Here is a 21,339-nt window from a genome sequence, read left to right on the forward strand (position 1 = left end):
CCTCTTTGATTGTTGGATATTGTTTTTCACTTAATTTTAAAAGCATGTCATCATTTACATCCACAGGAAACTTTTCATCTTTGATTTTTCCAATAGATAAAATATGCGCTCCTACTTGTATTCCTTTTTGTTTTAAAATTTGTTCTCCATTTGTATTTATATTATTTTTTATATTTTCTATCTCAGATACTACTTTTGGCTTTAAGCTTTTTTTATAAAGTACATATATTATTTCTGTTAAAAATACTCCTATACCAAAATATATATTTATTTTAGAAGCAACAAACAATACAACTAGTGCAATTAAAATTTTAAATACTAAAAAAAGTACTTTATCAATCTTGATAGAAATTCCTTGTACCTTTTTAAATTGATCGTTAACTTCATATTGTCCATTTGGCAACTTGCTCATTTTATTTTTAACTACTTCTGTATAAAATAATTTCATTATTCCATTTATCATAAAAATACCTCCTAATTTATATTAGCTATATTCAAGTTTTTATTACCTTTTATTCATATTTTTGACTAAAAAATGATTTTTATACAAATATAAAAACTACACATAATCTTAAATTTTTATATTTACATATATGTATAGCAATGTCTTTTTTTGTTAAAAATAAAAGTAGCACAATTATTATTCTAAATAAATTTCAAGCCATATTTTGTTTTATAAATATCCAATTAATAAATTCTAAAAAGGAGGTTTTCTCACACATCATGAGAATATAAATATTATGCAAATAGAAGAATTAGACTTAAACACACGAAATCAAATTTACAATACGACCAAAAGAGTAATAAGAAAATATCAAAAAGGCATTAGCTCAGGAAAATTAACTGCTGAAAAATTTGCTGACAATATATTTGCAAACAATATACTTTTAGATATTTTAGATGAATCAGTTATAAACCAAGCTGAATTTCAAAATTCATATATAAACTATATAAACTCCTTAATGCAAAATCAAAACGAAAACTTTAAAAATTATATGGAGTCTAAATACAATAAAAATACGATTAAATCTACCGTTTCTCTACAGATACTTTTGAAAAATATTCTTAAAAATAGTGACTGTTCATTAAATATCCCTATAAAATATTTAAATAAAAAAGACATTGAAGCTATTATAAAATATATTCAAACTGATCAAATAGATATTGGTAATGAAAAAATATACAAATACGTAAGCAAAACTAAAACAAACTAAATTATAAATAAAAGAGCTGTTTTTATATTGCATTTTCTCTATTAGAATTTTAATCTAATTGATGAAATACTATAAAAACAGCTCTTATTTTGTAATATGTTTTTATTACTAGCCCAATGCCTTTTCTAATTTTGATAAGTATTTTATAGGATAATATTTTAATAATTCCCTAAACTGTTCTGTTGTAAGTCCTTCTGTTGTTGTATAAATACGTATTTTTTCATCCAAATCCGCATTTATAAAATCATTTTTTATTTTTTCAAAATCTGCTGCCATAATAATACACTCCTATGTCTAAAATTTAAATGATTATAGCTTAATCATATATAAGTAAATTTGATATCTTTATAAAAGATATCTCCTATTTATGTTTACCTACAAGCAGAAAAATATAAGTGTATAATTCAAAAATATAATTTCTTTTTATTAATACTAAAATTAATAAAGTGGTAAACACTTTAAATTATTAAGCGCTTACCACTTCTATTTCACTAAAATCTTATTATTTTAAATTATTTTCTACTATTATTGTTGTTTATACTTGTCCTTTACCTGCCATTTGTTGTTCTGCCATTTCTACTAATTTTTTAGTCATGTATCCACCAACATAACCATTTTGTCGAGCTGTTAAATTTCCTTTGTCAACTTGTTGATAATCAGCCATTCCTAATTCATTAGCTATTTCTAATTTCATTTGATTTAATGCTTGTTTAGCTTGTGGAACTACTGTTTTGTTATTATTATTGTTTGACATATTTAATACCTCTTTTCTAGTGATTTTTGTTTCTTGGTAGTATTATATGAGATATTTGTTTTATAATACATACAATTTGTGACAAAATTCTTAATAGTTGGTACCAAACAAGAATCTCAATTTTTAGACTTGAATTTAAAATATATTTAATTATGTTTAAGCTTTATTTAGCAGTTTATACCTGCTAAATATGCAGTTGAAAATGCTATTTGTAGATTAAATCCACCTGTATATGCATCAATATCTATTACTTCACCTGCAAAGAATAACCCAGATACTAATTTAGATTCCATAGTACTTGAATTTATTTCGCTAGTTTTTATTCCACCTGAAGTTATTATAGCTTCTTCAATAGGTCTATAATTTTTAACTGTAAAACTTATATGTTTTATAAGGTGAACTAAATTTTTTCGTTCTTCTTTAGATATTTGATTTACCTTTATATATGGATCTATCTTGCTTAATTTAACTATTGTAGGTATTAGTTGTTTAGGCAATAAATCATTTAAAGAATTCTCGAAGTTTTTATTTGAGTACTTTTGGAAATCTTTTTGTATTCTTTTATCTAATTTTTCTTCATCTAAAGCAGGTTTTAAATCTAATACGATTTTATAATTATCTTTAGATAAATCTCCCATACGACAACTTGCAGATTTTATGATAGGGCCATCTATGCCGTATTTAGTAAATTCCATCTCGCCAAAATCATCATATATCTTTTTATTTTTACTATTATAAACTTCTATACTAACATTTCTAAGTGATAATTTAGCTAAATCAGCAACATAATCTTCCATAACTTCTAGTCCTATAAGAGATGGCTTTGGAGTTATTATTGTATGTCCTAAATTTTTGGCAAATCTATATCCATCTCCAGTAGAACCTGTTTTTGGATAACTAACTCCTCCTGTTGCAACGATTACACTATCACACTCTATTTCTCTTTTATCAGAAAGAACTACTTTTTTTACAGCTCCATCTTCTGCTATTATTTTATCTACTTTGGAATTTAATAAAACTTCTACATTTTTATTACTATTCATTTGTCTTTCTAATGCTCTTACTACATCTACAGCTTTGTCACTAACTGGAAAGACTCTTTTTCCTCTTTCTGTTTTAGTTTCAACACCCAAATCATTAAACATGTCTATTACTTGGTCATTTGTAAATGTATAAAAAGCACTGTACAAGAATTTTCCGTTTGTCGGAACATTTTCTATTAGTTCCTCTATTTCACAGTTATTAGTTATATTACATCTACCTTTTCCTGTTATCAATAACTTCTGACCACATCTTTTTTGCTTTTCTAATACTGTTACTTTATATCCTCTGTCTCCAGCAACTTTTGCAGCCATCATTCCACTTGCACCAGCGCCTATAATTACTACTCTTTTCAAAAAATCATCCTCTCAATATATTAAATTCCAATTAATTCAAACCAAATCTCTCAAACAGAAATGGTACTCCTGCAATTCCCCAAAATACAACTATAGTATATCTTATATAATCAGCTAGTAGTGATATTCCTTCAATAGTATCTATTTGAAGTAATATTACTAAAGATTTTAATGCAGCATATACAATACCTAGCGTGATTATCCCAACTATAAATCTAAGTATCTTTGTACTTAATTTTGGTTTTGATTTTGCATTTGTAAAAATATTAGCTTTTTTCTTACTTTCTTCCGTGCTAAAATCTATAAATTTATCTTCTACAATATACCCTAATACAAATCCTGTATATAAAGCAAAACTTTTTACTAGCTCTTCTCCCATAAAGAAGTAAACTATTACAGCAAATGCAATTAGAGTTAAAAATAATATGTAATAATTTTTATTTTGATCTACATAATCAAATAGTCTCACAAAAACTATGCTGACTAATATTCCAATAATCCATCCTGCAAGTACATCTTGTGGCCAATGAACACCTAAATAAAGCCTAGAAATCCCTGCACCTAATATCATTATAATTCCAAGTAAAGCTATCCACCATTTTCTAAAGTAGTCTATAATGGCAGTCCAAACAGTAGTAGCAGTTTGAGTATGACCACTTGGGAACGAATATCCTGTCGCAGTTTCAGTTCTTAAAGATTGTAAATTTTCACTATCTATTGGTCTTGGTGATTTAAAAAAGTTTTTTAATGCGGAGTTTATAGTTATACTTCCTGTAACGGCAAACAATAATCTCTGTCCACATTTTTTATCTACACACCAATACATTATCGCCGCAATTAAAACAACTGCTACTTGTTCTGTGCATATTGTAAATCCGGTAAATATAGTAGTTAAAATATCACTTCTTATACTTTGAAAATATAAAAGTATATCCATATTCATCACCTTCCCTTTTTACTATCATCTATTTTACATAAAATTATTACATAAATATATATTTTCACTTTAGATTTATTTAAAAATCTTTTAAATTATTTACAATTTCCTATATATACATACATTTTACAAGAAAATCTTTTTAATCTAAAGGTATTTTAAGTTAATTTTTATTAAATATTAAAATAGACTGTAGAACTAATATTTATTATTTCTACAGTCTATTTTAATACAAATATTGTATAAAATTATAGTTTAATCTTATACATCTTCAACTATACCTATATATGGTAAGTTTCTATATTTTTCAGCATAGTCTATTCCGTATCCAACTATGAATTTATCTTCTATAACAAATCCAACATAGTCAACTGGTATATCAGCTTTTCTTCTTTCTGGTTTGTCTAAAAGTGTACATATTTTTAAAGCTTTTGGTCCTCTAGCTTGTAATTCTCTTGTTAAGTTACTTAAAGTTAATCCTGAATCTATTATATCTTCTACTATTAATACGTTTTTATCTTTTATATCAACATCTAAGTCCTTAAGTATTTTTACTGATCCAGAAGATTCCATTGCATTTCCGTAACTAGAAACACTCATAAAGTCCATATTTACATCTAAGTTTATATTTCTTATTAAATCAGCAACAAATACACTTGCTCCTTTAAGTATACCTACTACTAATAAATCTTGTCCTTCAAAATCTTTTTCTATTTGTTTGCCTAGTTCTGCTACCTTAGCTTTTATTTGTTCTTCAGTTAGCATTGTTTTTGTAATCTTAAACATTTTTATCCTCCTGCATATACATATGTTTCTATTATATATTTTATTTTTAATTGTATCAATACAAATATTTTTTTTAATAACATTAATAAATTTCAGAAATTATTTACTTTTATTGTTTTTATTAGTTAAAAATGATATTTTCATGAAATTTTTTTATTTTTTTAACATATATTTATTTTTATTTAAAAAAGCAAATCCATTCATTTTTTTAGTTGTGCCTTTCAAAAAAATGTGGTTATATATATATTATTGATTATATTTTTATATATATTATACTCTTATATGTTTAAAAGTTTTAACTTTTTTCATATAACTGTTAAACAGGATATAAATAATTATAATGTTTTTTCTTTATATTAACGTTTAGGGAGGATTTAAAATGAGTGTAAATCATGGTGCAAATTTATATGATTTATCAAGTAAATATGGATTTTCAAAAGATGAATTTATGGACTTCAGTTCTAATATAAATCCTTTTGGTACTTCAAATAAAGCAAAAGAATATATAATTAACAATATAAATATGGTATCTATGTACCCAGACCCAGAATATGTATCTTTAAAAAAATCTATATCTAAATACTGCAATTGTCTAGATGAAAATATAGTTTTAGGAAGTGGAGCTACAGAATTAATTTCATCATTTATAAAAACTGTAAATCCTAAAAAAACTCTACTTTTATCACCTGCATATTCTGAATATGAACATGAATTAAATAAAATAGGTTCTGATATTATAAAATTTTTCTCTAAAGAAGAAAATAATTTCGCAATAGATATAGAGGAATTAGTAACTGATATAAATAAAGGCAACTATGATTTAACAATTATCTGTAATCCAAATAACCCTACAGGATTTGCCTTTTCTAGAGATGAAATTGAATATATATTAAAAAATACAAATTGTTATATTATGATTGATGAAACTTATATTGAGTTTACTGATACAAATACTTATTCATCTACTAAATTAGTAGATAATTACGATAAGCTTTTTGTAATTAGAGGTACATCAAAATTCTTTTCTACACCGGGAATTAGACTTGGATATGGTCTTATTGGAAATAAAGAAGTAAAAAATAAAATAAATGAAAATTTAGATTTATGGAATATAAATATAATTGCCGCTTCAATGGGAGAAATAATGTTTTTAGATAATATGTTTATTTTTAAAACTATCGATGCAATGCTTAGAGAAAGAGATTACTTAACTAATGAGTTAAGCACTATAAATGACTTAACTGTTTATCCTAGCAAAGGTAATTTTATATTATGCAAAATATCTTCAAAGAAGTTTACTGCTAAAGAACTTCGTGATAAACTCCTTCCAGAAAAAATTATAATTAGAGATTGTAATTCTTTCGAGGGGCTTTCTGAGTACTATTTTAGAGTTTGTATTTTAAAACCAAATGAAAATAAATTACTTGTAAAAACATTAAAAAATATATTTAAATAAATATCTGTACTTATATATTTTCTTTAAATATGCAAGTAAAGTTTAGATTTTAAAAGAATTTCAAATTAAATATATTATAAATATAAAAAAACTGCTTATTTTATAAGCAGTTTTTTTGCGGAATCATATTCATTGGGGATAGAAATACAACTCCATGGCATTTTAAAATTTTTTAAAATTGCCGTTTAAGTGGATATTTTAATTTTAGTTGATTACGTAATTAGTCTTAAGAAATTTTTCTAAGTGATTCAATTTCATAAAGCCACTTTTGAAAAAATTCTGTTTCTTTTCTTTCATTGTAGATTTTTCTTAGAGATTTTAAAGATACATTTCTAACTTCACTATGAGTATCTTTTAAACCTTCTTTTATTTTAGAAAGCACTCCGTCTAAATCTACAAAATTGCCAAGCGCTGTATATGCTGCAGCCCTTATCTTATAATTTTCTGATTTTGTACAAGCTATTAGTTTCTCCATTAAAGCATCTTTTTTTTCAAACTGATTATTCATTATAATCCTCCTTTATTGATTAAAACTTATGCTCCCTAGATTTAAAATTTAATAACCCTTAACAATTTCTTTTATTTTATATCTAAATTATAAATAAGAAATATGAACTTAATATAAATTATATCTTATGTTTTTCTTAATGAATATTAATATTTTCCTATTTTATTCGACCATATATCTTATAATATATATTTTTTTAACTCCTTTAGACAATTTTTGGTATATAATAACTATTATAAGATATAATTTTAATATTTAATTATACAAAGGGGGCACAATAATGGAATATAATTTTTCAAACAGATTTAAAAACTTAAAACCATCTCCAGCAGGAGATATATTAGCGACAATGGGGGATCCTAGTTTAATTAAATTTTCAGGCGGAAATCCTGCCACAGATTCATTCCCAATCGATAAAATAACAGAATTTTCAAATGAAGTTCTTACAAATAAACCATTATCTATACTAGAATATGGATTAACAGAAGGTTATCATCCTTTATTAGATGAAGCAAAAAAATTCTTTAATAGAGATGGAAGTGTTGTAAAAGACGGCGACATGATGATTTGTACTTCTGGTAGTCAACAAATAGCTGACTGTTTAGCAAAAATAATATGTAATGAAGGCGATACCGTTTTAACAGAAGATCCATCATTTCTTGGTGTTCTTGATTCAATAAGAAGCAATGGTGCTAATTTAGTTGGAGTAAAGATGGAGGATGACGGTATAGATTTAGCAGATTTAGAAGAAAAACTTCAAATAAAACCAACACCTAAATTTATATATGTTATACCTAATTTCCAAAATCCAACAGGTATAACAATGTCTCTTGAAAAACGTAAAGCTGTTTATGATCTATGTAAAAAATATAATGTATTAATTCTTGAAGATAATCCTTATGGACAATTGAGATTTAGTGGAGAGCCACTTCCACCTATAAAATCTTTTGATGAAGAAGGAATAGTTATATATGCAGCTAGCTTTTCAAAAATAATTGCACCTGGTATAAGAGTTGCCTGTGCAGTTGGTAAACCAGAAATTATAGGTGCACTAAAAAAAGTTAAATTCTTAAATGATGTACATAGTACTACTTGGAGCCAAGTTATATGCGAAAGAATTTTAGCTACTTGTGATATGGATGCTCAAATAGAAAAATTAAAAGATATCTATGGTGCAAAAAACAAAATAATGCAAGAAGAAATGGCTAAAAACTTCCACCCTAGTGTTAAATATACTAAGCCAGAAGGAGGTATGTTTGTCTGGGTTACATTACCTAATGGCGTTGATATGATGAAGTTTGTAGGTGAAGCATTAGAAAACAAAGTCGCATTAGTACCTGGAACAGCATTTTTAGCTGATACATCAATGCCTTGTCAAAGTTTCAGAATGAACTTCTCTACTCCATCTGTTGAAGATATAATAAAAGGAATAAGAATATTAGGCGAATTAACTTATAAATACTGTAAATAGTTATAATTAAAGCGAAGGAAATAACTAAATTAATTTGTTATACCTTCGCTTTTTATTTTATATGATTGCTTATTATTTTATTTTTTTATACTCTCTTCAATCTCAATTTTCTTCTTTATATTGTTTCAAAAAATCCTTATAGTCTTCTCTTGTAAAATTAAATGTCTTTATATAAGCAATTTTGCTTCCCACAAGTTTCTCTCCCGGCTTTGTATAATTATGATTTCCATAAGGCCATGCAACTCCAACTTCTATGCGGATTTTATCCACATTTTTATTATTATATAATTTTTCTATCTTATCCATAACCTCTTCTGTAGCCTCTTCTTTGACTTGGTTGTATATTTTATCATCAGAAGCTGAGCTTTTTTCTTCATCTGAAAGATTATTCTTTAATGCCTTTTTATAATTTTCTAAAGAAGGCACCTTAACTAGATAAAAAATATATGTCCTATCTCTTTCATTTGATTTTTCATTTATATGAACGATTCCTGTCCCCGTTGTTGAGCTATATTCCCCAAATACGGCATATATCGCATCTTTCTCACTGCTCGTCTGTGAAAATTCTTTAGTTGAATCTTTACTACACCCACACATAAAAATAGCAATTAAGTAAATCATCAAAAATAATTTTATTCTTTTCATAAAATTCCCCCGTTTAACAATCGTCTCGAAAAACCAACGTAAAATTTACCATTCTTAACATATATTATAGCAACAAAATCATCTTTAGTATCTGACTTTTTTGTAAGTTTACTAAATAATTTTAATATTTATTTTTAAATGTGATTATTCATCATCGTGGATTTCCCATTTAACATTTTCTATAATTTTTGACTTTGGACTATTTTCAAATTCAACCTTATATTTATTAAGTTCTTCATTTATTAGACCTATAGACCATACCAATATAAAAACATCATCTATAAATCCTAATCCTCCCAATAGAATTTCTGGTATAAAATCTATACTAGACATAAAATAAAATATAGTCACTAAAAATGTAGACACTATTTTTATTTTAGAAAAAACATGAATTTTGGTATACTTCTGGTGATGCTGTTGAAGTGAAAAATCCTATACAATAATTTAGAAAAAACATTCGCCTCCCTATCCTTAAAAAATTCTGGAAGTATAAATAAATTCTTTATAAAAAATATCCCAAATCCCGCATTTTTAAATCTAACTAAAACAAGTTTAAACCAATCTAACAATCTATTTATTATACTTAATTTATCATTCATAATTTTTCTCCTTATTCTTTATTATATAAAAATAACAAATTTTATATTTTTTTAAAACAACTTTTTAATAAATTTAAAATTTCTTAAGATATTATTATCTAAAGTTTTCTTTTTAAAATAATATATATCTATATTACAAAAATACAACAATAAACACTAAAATTATACATATATAAAGTTACATTTTCTAACTATTTGATATAAAATATAATTATATCTTATTTTTAAGGGGGCAAATTTATGTTGAGTAAAGATTTAGAAAAAGTTATTAATGATCAAGTTACTTTTGAATTTTATTCTTCTTATACTTACTTAGCTATGGCTGCTTATTGTGAATCTATAGATTTAAGTGGTTTTGCTAACTTCTTTAGAGTACAAGCACAAGAAGAAATCGATCATGCAATGAAATTTTATGATTATGTATTCCAAAAAGGTGGCACTGTAGTCCTTGGCCAAATAGACAAACCAAAAGAAACTTATACTGATATTATAGAAGTATTTGAAACTGGTTTAGCTCATGAAGAATTAGTAACAAGAAAAATATATAACATAATGGATATAGCCGTTTCTGAAAAAGAACATGCAACTATTAGTTTTTTAAATTGGTTTGTCGATGAACAAGTTGAAGAAGAAGATAATTTCACAACTTTACTTAAAAAGGTAAAAAGATGTGCTGATAATCCTCATGCATTATACATGCTAGATGATGAGTTATCACAAAGAGTTTATGTAGCTCTTGCAACAAACGAATAATATATAATTTCCTTAGAATTAAAAAAATTCGCTTCGCTCATGGCGCCAACGAATCAAAGATTCCGTTGCTTAAGTTAATAGGTTGGAAATTATACATTATCCACAGACCAGATAATATCTAATTTCCTTAGAATTAAAAAAGGTGTGAGAAATCAATCTGTCCCACACCTTTTATATTTATATTAAATTTATACCAACCCTTTATTTTCTTCTGTAGGCTTATCTTCTATTAAAAGACCTAATTTTTTAGCAACAAACTTTGTACTTGATCCCTGTATAATCAAAGTTATAAGTATAGTCATAAATACTACTGATGATATAATTTCTTTTCCCGGAATATTCATTGATGTTACTATACCACAAAGAGCTGCCGGTATAACACCTGTCTCTCTTACCCACATCATAAAAAATATCTCATTTTTCTTCCATTTTGCCTGTCTATCAACTAAAGTACATGCTAATACACTTATCGGTCTTACAATAAACATAAAACATGCAACACTTATAACTGATGGTACAAAGTATTTTCCTACTACTTGTAAATCAACTTGACTACCTAAAATTATAAATATACACATTCTACAAATTGTACCTAATGTTTCTGCTACATGACAATCTGCATCGTAGGATTTCTGACTTAGCCATAATTTGAAGTTTTGTTTATTTCCTGTAACTATACCTACTATAAAGCATGACATATATCCACTTCCGCCAAGTGCTGTAGATAATTCATATGCTATTATTACAGATATTATAGATATTATAGGTGTGTAATCTTGGAATATTCCCCTTGGACTGTCATTTACTAATGCTAATAAAATAACTCCTGTAAGCAATCCTACTACTAAACCTATTACTATCATCAATACAAGTTCATATAAGTTCTCTTGTAATGAGAATTTTCCTGATAACATAATAGCTAGTACAGCTGAAGTTAAAATTGCACCTGTGGCATCATTAAAAGCAGACTCACTTATAACTGTCTGTGATACCTTTCTATTTATTTTAATTTGGTTAAAAATAGGTACTAATGTTGCTGGGTCAGTTGAAGCAATTATACTTCCTGCTAAAAGTGCTACCATTGCACTTGTTTTAAATGAAAAACCTATTACTTGTTGCATAAGAAATGCTGATATTAAAACTCCTACAGTTGAAAGTAGTAACACACTTATTTTTACATTTTTTAATACCTTTAAACTTATCTCTTTACCACCCATATATAATATAAAAGCTGATCCAAATGTAAGTATAAGTTGATTTTCGACTTGATATTGGCTAATATCAATAAATTTTAATACTGATGGACCAATAAAAATACCTGCTATTAAAAATAATACAACGTCAGGAATCTTCAAAATATCACTTAATTTACTACATATTATTCCTGTCATTGTAACTACTGCAAAGAGTATCAATAAATGATTACATGCAATTGTGTGTATAGATGACTCCATAATATCCATCCCCTTACATTTATATTCTATATATTTATAGTAAGCTTTTTCCAAGTCAATTGCACTGGTTTTAACACTCTTTTAACATTTTTAACTGTATTTTAAAATTAAATATAAATTTATATTTGATATTTTTTTAACACTCTTTTCAAACACGAAAAATGCTATCGCAATAAAACACGATAGCATTTTTTATATAAATAGGTGTTTTTTTAAATACAATTAAATTTGGCTTAATACAAACTCAACTGCTTTTTTAGGATCTCTAGTTAAATTAATATATTCTACACCTTTTGTAGCAATAAGTTTCACATTAAGACGATCTGCATCTGCTTTTATGTCATCATAATATGAAGCAACTTGAGGTGCTAATATTATCATATCAAAATCCTTCATTATTTCATAATGAGAACCATATGCACCTGCTGTAGCAGATATTGGAAGATTTAATTCCTTAGCTCCTTCTACAAGTGCATTTGCAAGCATAGCACTTGTACCAGCCCCTGCACATAATACTAATACATTTGTTGGTTTAACTTCTTTATTATTATTTTCAGTTGCATCCTCATCAGATACTGTAGCTGCAACTTCTTCTTTTACTTGAGCTTTTTCTTTTGCTTCAATTTTTTCTTCTTCTTTTTCTTCTTCAGCATTATTTCTTTCTTGTTCTAATAGCTCATCATCATAAGCTTTAAAGAATGGGAAATAAATCACAAAATCAACTACTAGTAATACTACTACTAGTACAAATGCCCATATACTAAATCCTGTACCTAATACTAAACCTAGTGGAGCAGGAGTAGCCCATGGTAACACGTACATAAAACTGTTCATTCCTATTACATCTACAAAGAATTTAAATATACATACATTCACAATTGGTGCACATATAAATGGTACAAAGAAGTATGGATTTAAAATTATTGGTGTTGCAAATAATAATGGTTCATTTACTGCAAAACAAACTGGTACAACAGAAGCCTTTCCTACCGCCTTTAATTGTTTTGATTTTGCAAATAGTAAGAATATAAAAGGTAATATTAAAGTTGCACCTGTTCCTCCCATAGTACCTACAAAGTTACCAAGACCAACAGTTAAAACATTTGAAGCGTGTTCTCCAGCTTGATATAAAGCTAAGTTTGCATCTACATTTGCATATATTATCGCTGCTATAGCTGGTTCTACTATTGATGGACCATGCACACCCATAAACCAGAATAGTGCCATAGCTCCCCAGATTATAGATATTCCTACATATCCATCTGCAGCTGTAAATAATGGTTGTAATAAAGTTATAATAAATTCAGCAAATGAAGCTCCTGTTATATTTCTAACTACTAAATCTACAAGTACTATTAGAAATACAGATAAAGCAAAAGGTATTATATCTCTAAAAGTTTGAGATATTGTTCCTGGAACTTCTTTTGGCATTTTTATAGTTATATCTCTAATAACACAGAATTTATAAACATTAACTACTATAAATGCTGAAATAAATGAAGCTAATAAACCTTTAGTTCCCATATAAGTTGTAGAAAATCCTCCATCTATTGGATCTACACTTAATAGTAAAAAGCCTACTATTGAAGCTAACATTGTTGATACAGCATTTATTACTCTATTTTTTGGCATTGATCTATTCATAGATTCACTTAAACATCTAGCTGTTGTAGCTGAAACAAGTAAACCAACAACACCCATAGAATAATTATAAACTTTCCAAAGCCAAGTAGATACATTTTCTGGCCAATAAAAATTAAATACTTCTGGTACAGCTGCTATTAATATAAATATACTAGAAAATAATATTGCAGGCATAGCAGCTAAAAATCCATCTCTTATCGCACCTAAATAAATATTTCTTGAAATCTTTTCAAAAAATGGCTTCCCTTTTTCAATTTGTTTTATTATCGCTCCCATAAAAAAATCTCCCCTTTTTTATTAAAATACTATTTAGTTCTTTTATAAAGTTCTACAAAATCTTGAACAACTTCTTTTAATAATAAAGTTGTCATTAAGTGATCTTGTCCATGTATAAATATGAATCCTATATCTAAATCTTCACCAGCTGCTTCTTGAGATAATATTTTTGTTTGTGAACTATGAGCTAAATTTAAATTTTCTTCTGCTTCTTGTAAATATTTTTCTACATTTTCAAAATTTCCACTTCTAACTTCTTTTAATAATTTCATTAATGCGCTTCTAGCATCGCCTGCATAAGCAACTATTTCAAATCCAAGCATTCCTAATTCTTGTTTATTCATCTTATCTCCTCCTAAATACATATCTCATTATTTTTAATTATTACAAGGGTATATTATTATAATATTCCCTTGTAATATCATATTTTTATTTTAAAAATTTTCTATATTATTACCTTTGTTTCACTTACTGTTTTATACCAATAAGCTGATTCTTTTGGATATCTCTTTTGTGTTTCAAAATCTACATAGAATAGTCCGTATCTTTTATTATATCCATTGCTCCATGAGAATAAATCCATTAATGACCATAAGAAATATCCCTTTACATTTACACCATCTGCTATTGCATCACTTATAGCTTCTAAATAAACTTTTATGTAATCTATACGAGCTTTATCCATTATTATTCCATCTTCAAATTCATCTTTATATCCCATACCATTTTCTGTAATATATATTTTGTTATAATTTGGATAATCTTTCTTTATTCTCATTAATAAATCATATAGACCTTCTGGATATATTAACCAGTCCCAATCAGTTCTTTGTAAACCTTCTTTGTATATTCTTTCTCCTATACCTTTTACTCTATAAACTGAACTACCTTTATCTCCAGTTCCATTATGATGAATCATACTTTCTCCATCATAAGCTTTTATAAAATGACATTGATAGTGATTTATTCCTAAGTAATCATTTCTATTTGCTGCTTTTTTCATTATTTCAAAATCTTCATCTCTAAAATCATAAGTAGCATTATTAACTTTACAAATATGATCTATAGCTTCCATTGTTTCTTTTGAGTAATATCCTAAATATGTAGCATCTAATAAAAATCTTATTGAGAATGCATCTTCTATAAAAGCTGCTCTCTTATCTTCTTCTGAGTCAGTTGCTGGATATTTAGTTTCTAATGAATGAACTACACCTATTTCACCTTCATAGTTGCCATCTTTAAATAGATTTACTGTCATAGCATGAGCTAACATCATATTGTGAAGACATTGTATTATTTTTGTAAAATCAAATTTTATTCCTGGAGGGAATATTCCCAATAAGTATTGATTAGTTGCCACAGGATAAATTTCATTAAATGTAGACCAATAATGAACTTCTTTAAATTCATTAAAACAAAATTCTGCATATTTAAGGAAAGCATCTATTGTATCACGATTTAAAAAATCTCCGTTATCAAATAATGTCTTTGGTGTATCGAAATGATGTAGTGTTACAAATGGAGTTATATTTCTTTTTTTGCATTCTTCAAATACTCTATGATAGTAATCTACACCTTCTTGATTTACTTCCCCTGTTCCAGTTGGAAAAATTCTTGTCCATGCGATAGATATTCTTATAGAATCTATACTAAATTTTTCACATAATTTTATATCTTCTTCATATCTGTGATAAAAATCACTTGCTGGATCTGGACTGAATCTTCCTTGTTTTTCTAAGAATTCATCCCAAGCTACTGCCCCTTTTCCACCTTCTTTAGTAGCTCCTTCTGCTTGATATGCAGCTGTTGCTCCACCAAGCATAAAATCTTTTGGTAAAGTTTTAAACATACGATAGTCCTCCTGTACATTATATTTCATTGATTTATTGTATTTATTTATTTTTAATCTTTTTAAACGTTTTTTAATGTTTGTTATTGTTTTCTTTTGTTTAATTATACATCTATATATCTATTAAGTCAATCGTTTTCCAAATTTTTTTCCAAGAATTTCAACATATTTTATTCAAATATAAAATCGTTTACTTTCAATATATTCCTAGCTCATATGAATATTTTTCTACACACCTATAGCAGTATCATTTCTAACTTTATTTTTTGTTTGTTTTTGTTTGTTTTTATTGACTTAATATTTAATATATGATAAATTATGTTTAAAGCAAGGAGTGATAACTATGTTAAAAAGAGAGAGATTATATAAAATTGTCGAAATGGTAAATTCTAAAGGTATCATAAATGTGAACGATATAATAAATGAACTTAACGTTTCTGATATGACAGTTAGAAGAGATCTAGACGAATTAGATAAAGCAGGAAAACTTGTCAGAATCCATGGAGGAGCTCAAAGTATTTCTTATTCTATAAATCAAGAACTCTCACACACAGATAAAAAGGGGCTCCAAATCGATGAAAAAAGTAAAATTGCACAATTAGCTGCTTCTTATATACAAGACGGAGATACTATATTTCTCGGTCCTGGGACAACTATTGAGTTATTAGCTCAAAATATAATAAATAAGCGCATTCGTGTAATAACAAACAACTATCCAGTTTTTGATATTCTAAAATTATCAGACACTATAGAGTTAATATTAACTGGTGGTAACTTTAGAAAAAATACTAGAGCATTAGTTGGACCTGTAACTAATGCAAATTTAAAAAAATTAAATTTTAATAAATCGTTTATAAGTGCAAATGGTATACATAATGAAGCTATATGTAATTACAATATCGAAGAAGGAAAGGCTCAAGAAATCGCATTAGATAATTCAAGGGAAAAATACCTTCTTGTCGATCATAAAAAGATAAATAAAGATGATTTTTATGTATTTTATAACCTTCACAATATCGACTATCTTATAACTGATTGGGGTATCAATAGCGATGTACAAAAGCACTATGAACAATATGTAAATATAATAATAGCAAAAAAATAATACAAACAAAGGAGTAATTTATGAAAGGAATAATTTTTGATTTTAATGGAACAATGTTTCAAGACTCACACTTACATGAAGCCGCATGGGTTCATATGGTAAAAAAATACTCTAAAGGAGAATTAACTGAGCATGATATCTCTGTAAATCTTCATGGTAGAACAAATAAAGAAATTCTTAATTTCTTTGTTTCTGATTCTTTAACTGATGAGGAAATAGAAAAATTATCTTATGAAAAAGAAGCTTACTACAGAGAGTTATGTCTAGAAAGACCTGAAGAATTAAAACTAACAAATGGATTAACTGATGTTTTAGATACTCTAAAAGAAAATAATATACCTAGAACTATAGCTACTGCTACAGTTAAAGAAAACTTAGATTTTTATTTTGATATATTTAAATTAGGAAATTGGTTTGATATTAATAAAGTCGTTTACGATAATGGAACTTTTCCTGGTAAACCAGCACCAGATATCTTTTTAATAGCATCTAGTAAATTAGGATTAGATCCTAGTGAATGTTTAGTTGTTGAAGATGCATTCTCTGGAATTAAAGCTGCTAGAAAAGCAAATATAGGTAAAATAATGGCTATAGATCCTTTTGGAAAAAATGCTGAATTATTTGCTGAAAATAATATGTGTAAAGATGGTTTAATTAAAGATTTTACTAATTTCTTCGAAGTTTCTAAAGAATTTAAATAAAACTATAAATCATAAGAAAATGAGCTGTTCTATCTCAAGAGGACTATGAACAGCTCATTTTTTTTAAATTTTTTCAAAAAAAAGCCATCGCACTAATATAAAATTACGATAGCTTTGTATAAAATATAAAAATATATGTTATATATGAAAACAATCAAATTTAAATCATTACAAATTCAATTGTTTTGGGAGCTTTAATTAAATATTTATTTAATCAATCCAAAAGAATAAGTTGTGCTTTGAAGATATTGTTCATTTTCTTTTAATATAGATCTATCTATAAAGCACATATCTTTTCCAATTGGAGGTGCTTGTGTTTCAAAACAAATTCCATGGCGTATAGGAGGTAATTTTCCCATATAAGTATTTTTCTTTTGTTGAGAATTCATAGTATAAATAACTACAGCGTCTTGGCTGGTTTGAATAGTCATATTACGTTTACTTTTTGGATCTTCAACGTATATTTTTTTATCGTCTTTTAATAAAAACGCATGATCATACCCCTTGCCAAATTTTATTTGCTGATTATTATCATCGATATCTTTTCCTATAGATTTAAGTTCTGTAAAATCAAACGGTTTATTATCCTTTACTTTTAAAATTTTACCTGTTGGAATAGAAGTCTCATCAAGTTCTAAGAAACTGTCACAATCAAGCTTTAAATTAAAATCTGTTACAGGTCTTTTTATATTACCGCTTAAGTTAAAATAACTGTGATTTGTCATATTAACTAAAGTCGTTTTATCACTATCTGCCTTATAAATAATGTCTAATTTAAAATCCTTATATATTTTATAAACGACTTCAGCATATAATTTTCCAGGGTAATTCTCTTCTTTATCTTGTGAAACTCGACTTAAATTTAATAAAACATACTCTTCAGTTTCTTCAACTGCTACATCCCATATTTTTTTATTGAAACCTTCATCGCCTCCATGACCTTGATGTAAACCGTAGTTTTTATTTAGTTGATATTCTTTACCTTCTATAACTACTTTTCCATTACAGATCCTTCCACCTGTTCTTCCTATAATTGCACCATAATAATGTGGATTTTCTATATAGTCGTCTATATCTTCATACGCAACTACTATATTTTCTAAATTACCATCTTTATCAGGAGTTATTATTTTAGTTATAACACCTCCTAAATTAAGTACTTCTACTTCAAATCCATTTTCAAACTTTACATTATAAGCTACAATATCAGAATTATTCAAATGCCCTACTACTTTTTTTTTACATTTTAAAGTTTTTTTTTCAATACAATTTTTAAGATCTTCTAGATATCTTTTTATACCTTGTTGTCCTTCTTCATCCCATTTGAAAACACCACAATCTTCTAGCACTTTTTCAAATACGAATCCTACTTCATTTTCTATTATTGAATCTACATTTGATTCATTTATATTTACATATTTAGATTTAATTGAATTAAACCAATCTAGATGAGGTACTAAAGCTTCATCTTCATGCATTAAATGTTCTTTTGAACTATCTAATAAACATATTTTTACTTTAGCTAACTCTTCCTTAAGTCTAGCTGGTAATACAGCTAATCCTAGTACTTCTATTAGACCTATATTTTCTTTTTTGATATGATGAAGCTCTTTGTGTGGATGGAATATACCATCTGGATGCTCATCATCACATCTATTATTTCTTAAAACTAAATCTAATTCATAGTTTTCTCCTCTTCTTCTTGATATAGGTGTAATTGTATTATGAGGAGTTTCATCTGTATATGCATATATTCCTACTTTTTCATCACTGTAATTTCTCCAATGATTTAATATTTTATCTCCTAATTCACTTATCTTTTCTCTATCCTTGCCATTTATTCTGATAACTGATAATGGCCATTTTACTACAGATATTTTTAAATCTTCATATCCTTCTATATCTATATCGTAAACGGATTCAGCCTTTGCCATTGCAAATTCATATCTACCACCTTGATAATGATCATGAGTTAGTATTGAACCTCCTACTATAGGTAAATCTGCATTAGACCCTATGAAATAATGTGGAAATTTTTCTACAAATTCTAGATTTCTGTCAAAAGTCTTTTTGCTTATTTTCATAGGAACATGTTCACTAGATAACACTATGCAATGTTCATTATAATAAGAATATGGTGAATATTGTAAATTCCATTTTTCTCCTTGAAGTTCAAAAGGTATTATTCTTATATTTTGTCTAGCTGGATGATTTAATCTACCTGCATATCCAACATTTTCCTTGCATAACAGGCATTTTGGATAAGAAGCACTCTTTATATTTCTAGCTGCTGCAATAGCTTTAGGGTCTTTTTCTGGCTTAGATAAGTTAATTGTTATATCTAATTGACCGTATTTTGTATCTGTTTTCCAAGTCATATTTTGAGCAATTCTAGAAGTTCTAACATAATCACATGCTCTACTTAAGTCGTATAAATAATCTGTCGCTTTTTTTTCATCACATTTATATAATTCATTAAATTTATTGATAACTTGTGATGGTCTAGGCATTAATAATCCCATTATTTTTGTATCTAACAAATCTCTATATACTGGTGAATTAGATTCTAAAATACCTACTTCATATGCATAATCTAATATATTATTCATTATAGGTGTAACATTTTCTAAATCTTCATCTTCTACTTCTTCTACTACATATTCATCTATTTTAAATAATTCTATAAGAGAATTTCTCATAAAAATTACGTCTTCTTTTTCAAATAATTTATTTTTTAATCCAAAATTTATCAATCTTTCAAATTCTACAAATATATCCATAACAAATTCTCCTTATTATTTTTCAAATCCATTTGGATGACCTTGGTGCCATTTCCAAGCTGTTGCAATCATTTCTTTTATATTTTCATGCTTAGGATTCCATCCTAATTCTGTTCTCGCTTTATTTGATGCTGCAACAAGCTTAGCTGGGTCCCCTGCTCTTCTTTCACAAATCTTAGCTGGTATTTCATGTCCTGTAACTTCTCTTGCTGCTTGTACCATTTCTTTTACTGTAAATCCATTTCCACTACCAAGATTGTAAATGTTACTATCAGATCCACTTCTTAATTTTTCAACTGCTAGTATATGTGCATCAGCTAAGTCAATAACATGTATATAATCTCTTATACATGTTCCATCATGTGTGTCGTAGTCATCTCCAAATATTGATATAAATTCTCTTTTTCCTAGAGGAACTTGAAGTATCAATGGTATTAAATGTGTTTCTGGATTATGATCTTCTCCTATTTCTCCACTTTCATGAGCACCTGCAACATTAAAGTATCTAAGTGAGATATATTTTACACCATGTGCACAATCTGCCCATTTCATCATTTTTTCCATACAAAGCTTTGTTTCTCCATAAGCATTTGTTGGACAAGTTTGGTCAGTTTCTAATATTGGTATTTGTTTAGGTTCACCATAAGTTGCTGCTGTAGATGAAAATACTATCTTTTTAACACCATTTTTAATCATAACCTTTAATAACACTTCTGTTCCGTGCACATTATTATTGAAATATTTTAAAGGGTTTGTCATACTTTCGCCTACTAAAGAATTTGCAGCAAAATGTACAACTACATCTATATCATTTTCTTCAAATACTTTATTTAATTCTTGTTCATTTCTTATATCAACTTTGTAAAATTTAGCTTTTGGATGTATTGCATCTTTATGTCCTGTTTCTAAATTATCTACTATTACTACATCTTCACCCTTATCGATAAGTTGTCTAACTGCATGACTTCCTATATATCCTGCTCCACCACATACTAATATCATATTATTCA

22 protein-coding genes are annotated in these 21,339 nt (G+C 27.1%); 6 read left to right on the top strand and 16 right to left on the bottom strand.

Features of this window, described 5'->3' with window-relative positions:
- The coding region (locus RDX53_RS07055) for a hypothetical protein (RefSeq protein ID WP_307993904.1) at positions 1 to 463 on the bottom strand (463 nt) is incomplete at its 3' end.
- A gap of 277 nt (positions 464 to 740) precedes the next feature.
- On the opposite strand from RDX53_RS07055, the gene RDX53_RS07060 reads away from it, so the two are divergent.
- Complete coding sequence (locus RDX53_RS07060; protein WP_195930073.1) at positions 741 to 1,214, top strand: hypothetical protein; 474 nt, start codon at positions 741 to 743, stop codon at positions 1,212 to 1,214.
- A gap of 108 nt (positions 1,215 to 1,322) precedes the next feature.
- Here the strand turns inward: RDX53_RS07060 and RDX53_RS07065 are convergent, their stop codons facing one another.
- From RDX53_RS07065 to hpt, 5 genes are all read right to left on the bottom strand, one after another.
- Positions 1,323 to 1,490, bottom strand: coding sequence for a hypothetical protein (locus RDX53_RS07065; RefSeq protein ID WP_195930072.1), 168 nt, complete (start codon positions 1,488 to 1,490; stop codon positions 1,323 to 1,325).
- Positions 1,491 to 1,749: 259 nt separating this feature from the next.
- Positions 1,750 to 1,968: an alpha/beta-type small acid-soluble spore protein gene (locus tag RDX53_RS07070; RefSeq protein WP_295677545.1), complete on the bottom strand. Its 219-nt coding sequence runs from the start codon at positions 1,966 to 1,968 to the stop codon at positions 1,750 to 1,752.
- Positions 1,969 to 2,135: 167 nt separating this feature from the next.
- A complete protein-coding gene (locus RDX53_RS07075; protein ID WP_195930070.1) occupies positions 2,136 to 3,365 on the bottom strand; it encodes an NAD(P)/FAD-dependent oxidoreductase in 1,230 nt (409 codons plus the stop codon).
- A 31-nt stretch (positions 3,366 to 3,396) separates the two neighbouring features.
- A complete protein-coding gene (locus RDX53_RS07080; RefSeq protein WP_295677544.1) occupies positions 3,397 to 4,302 on the bottom strand; it encodes a phosphatase PAP2 family protein in 906 nt (301 codons plus the stop codon).
- A gap of 261 nt (positions 4,303 to 4,563) precedes the next feature.
- Positions 4,564 to 5,088 carry a hypoxanthine phosphoribosyltransferase gene (gene hpt, locus RDX53_RS07085; protein WP_195930068.1) on the bottom strand — a complete coding sequence of 175 codons (525 nt, stop codon included), beginning with the start codon at positions 5,086 to 5,088 and terminating at the stop codon, positions 4,564 to 4,566.
- A gap of 379 nt (positions 5,089 to 5,467) precedes the next feature.
- Between hpt and RDX53_RS07090 the strand changes: the two genes are divergently transcribed.
- Complete coding sequence (locus tag RDX53_RS07090) at positions 5,468 to 6,544, top strand: histidinol-phosphate transaminase (protein WP_307993905.1); 1,077 nt, start codon at positions 5,468 to 5,470, stop codon at positions 6,542 to 6,544.
- 226 nt (positions 6,545 to 6,770) lie between these two features.
- Here the strand turns inward: RDX53_RS07090 and RDX53_RS07095 are convergent, their stop codons facing one another.
- Positions 6,771 to 7,052, bottom strand: coding sequence for a HEAT repeat domain-containing protein (locus tag RDX53_RS07095; protein ID WP_195931734.1), 282 nt, complete (start codon positions 7,050 to 7,052; stop codon positions 6,771 to 6,773).
- A gap of 280 nt (positions 7,053 to 7,332) precedes the next feature.
- Between RDX53_RS07095 and RDX53_RS07100 the strand changes: the two genes are divergently transcribed.
- A complete protein-coding gene (locus tag RDX53_RS07100; RefSeq protein WP_195931735.1) occupies positions 7,333 to 8,523 on the top strand; it encodes a PLP-dependent aminotransferase family protein in 1,191 nt (396 codons plus the stop codon).
- A 102-nt stretch (positions 8,524 to 8,625) separates the two neighbouring features.
- Here the strand turns inward: RDX53_RS07100 and RDX53_RS07105 are convergent, their stop codons facing one another.
- The 3 genes from RDX53_RS07105 to RDX53_RS07115 all read right to left on the bottom strand — a co-directional run bounded on the left by RDX53_RS07105 (position 8,626) and on the right by RDX53_RS07115 (position 9,767).
- Positions 8,626 to 9,168 carry a hypothetical protein gene (locus RDX53_RS07105; RefSeq protein WP_195931736.1) on the bottom strand — a complete coding sequence of 181 codons (543 nt, stop codon included), beginning with the start codon at positions 9,166 to 9,168 and terminating at the stop codon, positions 8,626 to 8,628.
- A gap of 144 nt (positions 9,169 to 9,312) precedes the next feature.
- Complete coding sequence (locus RDX53_RS07110; RefSeq protein WP_195931737.1) at positions 9,313 to 9,501, bottom strand: DUF1232 domain-containing protein; 189 nt, start codon at positions 9,499 to 9,501, stop codon at positions 9,313 to 9,315.
- A gap of 38 nt (positions 9,502 to 9,539) precedes the next feature.
- Positions 9,540 to 9,767, bottom strand: coding sequence for a hypothetical protein (locus RDX53_RS07115; RefSeq protein WP_307993906.1), 228 nt, complete (start codon positions 9,765 to 9,767; stop codon positions 9,540 to 9,542).
- A 240-nt stretch (positions 9,768 to 10,007) separates the two neighbouring features.
- On the opposite strand from RDX53_RS07115, the gene RDX53_RS07120 reads away from it, so the two are divergent.
- The gene (locus tag RDX53_RS07120) at positions 10,008 to 10,520 is read left to right on the top strand and encodes a ferritin (RefSeq protein WP_295676567.1); all 513 of its coding nucleotides are present in this window, start codon (positions 10,008 to 10,010) and stop codon (positions 10,518 to 10,520) included.
- A gap of 188 nt (positions 10,521 to 10,708) precedes the next feature.
- On the opposite strand, the gene RDX53_RS07125 is transcribed toward RDX53_RS07120, so the two are convergent.
- From RDX53_RS07125 to lacG, 4 genes are all read right to left on the bottom strand, one after another.
- On the bottom strand, positions 10,709 to 11,974 hold the full coding sequence (locus RDX53_RS07125; protein ID WP_295676568.1) for a sodium:proton antiporter: 1,266 nt from the start codon (positions 11,972 to 11,974) through the stop codon (positions 10,709 to 10,711).
- Between the two features lie 222 nt (positions 11,975 to 12,196).
- Positions 12,197 to 13,894 (bottom strand): lactose-specific PTS transporter subunit EIIC, encoded by a 1,698-nt coding sequence (locus RDX53_RS07130; RefSeq protein ID WP_195930897.1) that lies wholly within the window; start codon positions 13,892 to 13,894, stop codon positions 12,197 to 12,199.
- A gap of 29 nt (positions 13,895 to 13,923) precedes the next feature.
- The gene (locus RDX53_RS07135; RefSeq protein WP_195930896.1) at positions 13,924 to 14,238 is read right to left on the bottom strand and encodes a PTS lactose/cellobiose transporter subunit IIA; all 315 of its coding nucleotides are present in this window, start codon (positions 14,236 to 14,238) and stop codon (positions 13,924 to 13,926) included.
- Between the two features lie 101 nt (positions 14,239 to 14,339).
- The gene (gene lacG, locus RDX53_RS07140; protein ID WP_195930895.1) at positions 14,340 to 15,743 is read right to left on the bottom strand and encodes a 6-phospho-beta-galactosidase; all 1,404 of its coding nucleotides are present in this window, start codon (positions 15,741 to 15,743) and stop codon (positions 14,340 to 14,342) included.
- 343 nt (positions 15,744 to 16,086) lie between these two features.
- Here lacG and RDX53_RS07145 point away from each other — a divergent pair, with 343 nt between their 5' ends.
- Together RDX53_RS07145 and RDX53_RS07150 are read left to right on the top strand one after the other, a co-directional pair.
- Positions 16,087 to 16,848, top strand: coding sequence for a DeoR/GlpR family DNA-binding transcription regulator (locus RDX53_RS07145; RefSeq protein WP_195930894.1), 762 nt, complete (start codon positions 16,087 to 16,089; stop codon positions 16,846 to 16,848).
- Between the two features lie 20 nt (positions 16,849 to 16,868).
- A complete protein-coding gene (locus tag RDX53_RS07150) occupies positions 16,869 to 17,549 on the top strand; it encodes an HAD family phosphatase (protein WP_195930893.1) in 681 nt (226 codons plus the stop codon).
- 206 nt (positions 17,550 to 17,755) lie between these two features.
- On the opposite strand, the gene galT is transcribed toward RDX53_RS07150, so the two are convergent.
- Positions 17,756 to 20,329 (bottom strand): UDP-glucose--hexose-1-phosphate uridylyltransferase, encoded by a 2,574-nt coding sequence (gene galT / locus RDX53_RS14055; RefSeq protein ID WP_195930892.1) that lies wholly within the window; start codon positions 20,327 to 20,329, stop codon positions 17,756 to 17,758.
- A gap of 15 nt (positions 20,330 to 20,344) precedes the next feature.
- A complete protein-coding gene (gene galE / locus RDX53_RS07165; RefSeq protein ID WP_195930891.1) occupies positions 20,345 to 21,331 on the bottom strand; it encodes a UDP-glucose 4-epimerase GalE in 987 nt (328 codons plus the stop codon).
- Between the last annotated feature and the right edge of the window lie 8 nt (positions 21,332 to 21,339).

The sequence above is a fragment of the uncultured Intestinibacter sp. genome (assembly GCF_902468165.1).
GTDB lineage: Bacteria > Bacillota > Clostridia > Peptostreptococcales > Peptostreptococcaceae > Intestinibacter.

Bases quoted from the DNA above. Each gene is read 5' to 3' on its own strand.
- RDX53_RS07070 (WP_295677545.1), bottom strand. From the start codon at position 1,968: ATGTCAAACAATAATAATAACAAAACAGTAGTTCCACAAGCTAAACAA.
- RDX53_RS07115 (WP_307993906.1), bottom strand. From the start codon at position 9,767: ATGAATGATAAATTAAGTATAATAAATAGATTGTTAGATTGGTTTAAA.
- hpt (WP_195930068.1), bottom strand. From the start codon at position 5,088: ATGTTTAAGATTACAAAAACAATGCTAACTGAAGAACAAATAAAAGCT.
- RDX53_RS07120 (WP_295676567.1), top strand. From the start codon at position 10,008: ATGTTGAGTAAAGATTTAGAAAAAGTTATTAATGATCAAGTTACTTTT.
- RDX53_RS07065 (WP_195930072.1), bottom strand. From the start codon at position 1,490: ATGGCAGCAGATTTTGAAAAAATAAAAAATGATTTTATAAATGCGGAT.
- RDX53_RS07130 (WP_195930897.1), bottom strand. From the start codon at position 13,894: ATGGGAGCGATAATAAAACAAATTGAAAAAGGGAAGCCATTTTTTGAA.
- galT (WP_195930892.1), bottom strand. From the start codon at position 20,329: ATGGATATATTTGTAGAATTTGAAAGATTGATAAATTTTGGATTAAAA.
- RDX53_RS07100 (WP_195931735.1), top strand. From the start codon at position 7,333: ATGGAATATAATTTTTCAAACAGATTTAAAAACTTAAAACCATCTCCA.
- RDX53_RS07105 (WP_195931736.1), bottom strand. From the start codon at position 9,168: ATGAAAAGAATAAAATTATTTTTGATGATTTACTTAATTGCTATTTTT.
- RDX53_RS07080 (WP_295677544.1), bottom strand. From the start codon at position 4,302: ATGGATATACTTTTATATTTTCAAAGTATAAGAAGTGATATTTTAACT.
- RDX53_RS07145 (WP_195930894.1), top strand. From the start codon at position 16,087: ATGTTAAAAAGAGAGAGATTATATAAAATTGTCGAAATGGTAAATTCT.
- galE (WP_195930891.1), bottom strand. From the start codon at position 21,331: ATGATATTAGTATGTGGTGGAGCAGGATATATAGGAAGTCATGCAGTT.
- RDX53_RS07125 (WP_295676568.1), bottom strand. From the start codon at position 11,974: ATGGAGTCATCTATACACACAATTGCATGTAATCATTTATTGATACTC.
- RDX53_RS07150 (WP_195930893.1), top strand. From the start codon at position 16,869: ATGAAAGGAATAATTTTTGATTTTAATGGAACAATGTTTCAAGACTCA.
- RDX53_RS07110 (WP_195931737.1), bottom strand. From the start codon at position 9,501: ATGTCTAGTATAGATTTTATACCAGAAATTCTATTGGGAGGATTAGGA.
- RDX53_RS07090 (WP_307993905.1), top strand. From the start codon at position 5,468: ATGAGTGTAAATCATGGTGCAAATTTATATGATTTATCAAGTAAATAT.
- RDX53_RS07095 (WP_195931734.1), bottom strand. From the start codon at position 7,052: ATGAATAATCAGTTTGAAAAAAAAGATGCTTTAATGGAGAAACTAATA.
- RDX53_RS07060 (WP_195930073.1), top strand. From the start codon at position 741: ATGCAAATAGAAGAATTAGACTTAAACACACGAAATCAAATTTACAAT.
- lacG (WP_195930895.1), bottom strand. From the start codon at position 15,743: ATGTTTAAAACTTTACCAAAAGATTTTATGCTTGGTGGAGCAACAGCT.
- RDX53_RS07135 (WP_195930896.1), bottom strand. From the start codon at position 14,238: ATGAATAAACAAGAATTAGGAATGCTTGGATTTGAAATAGTTGCTTAT.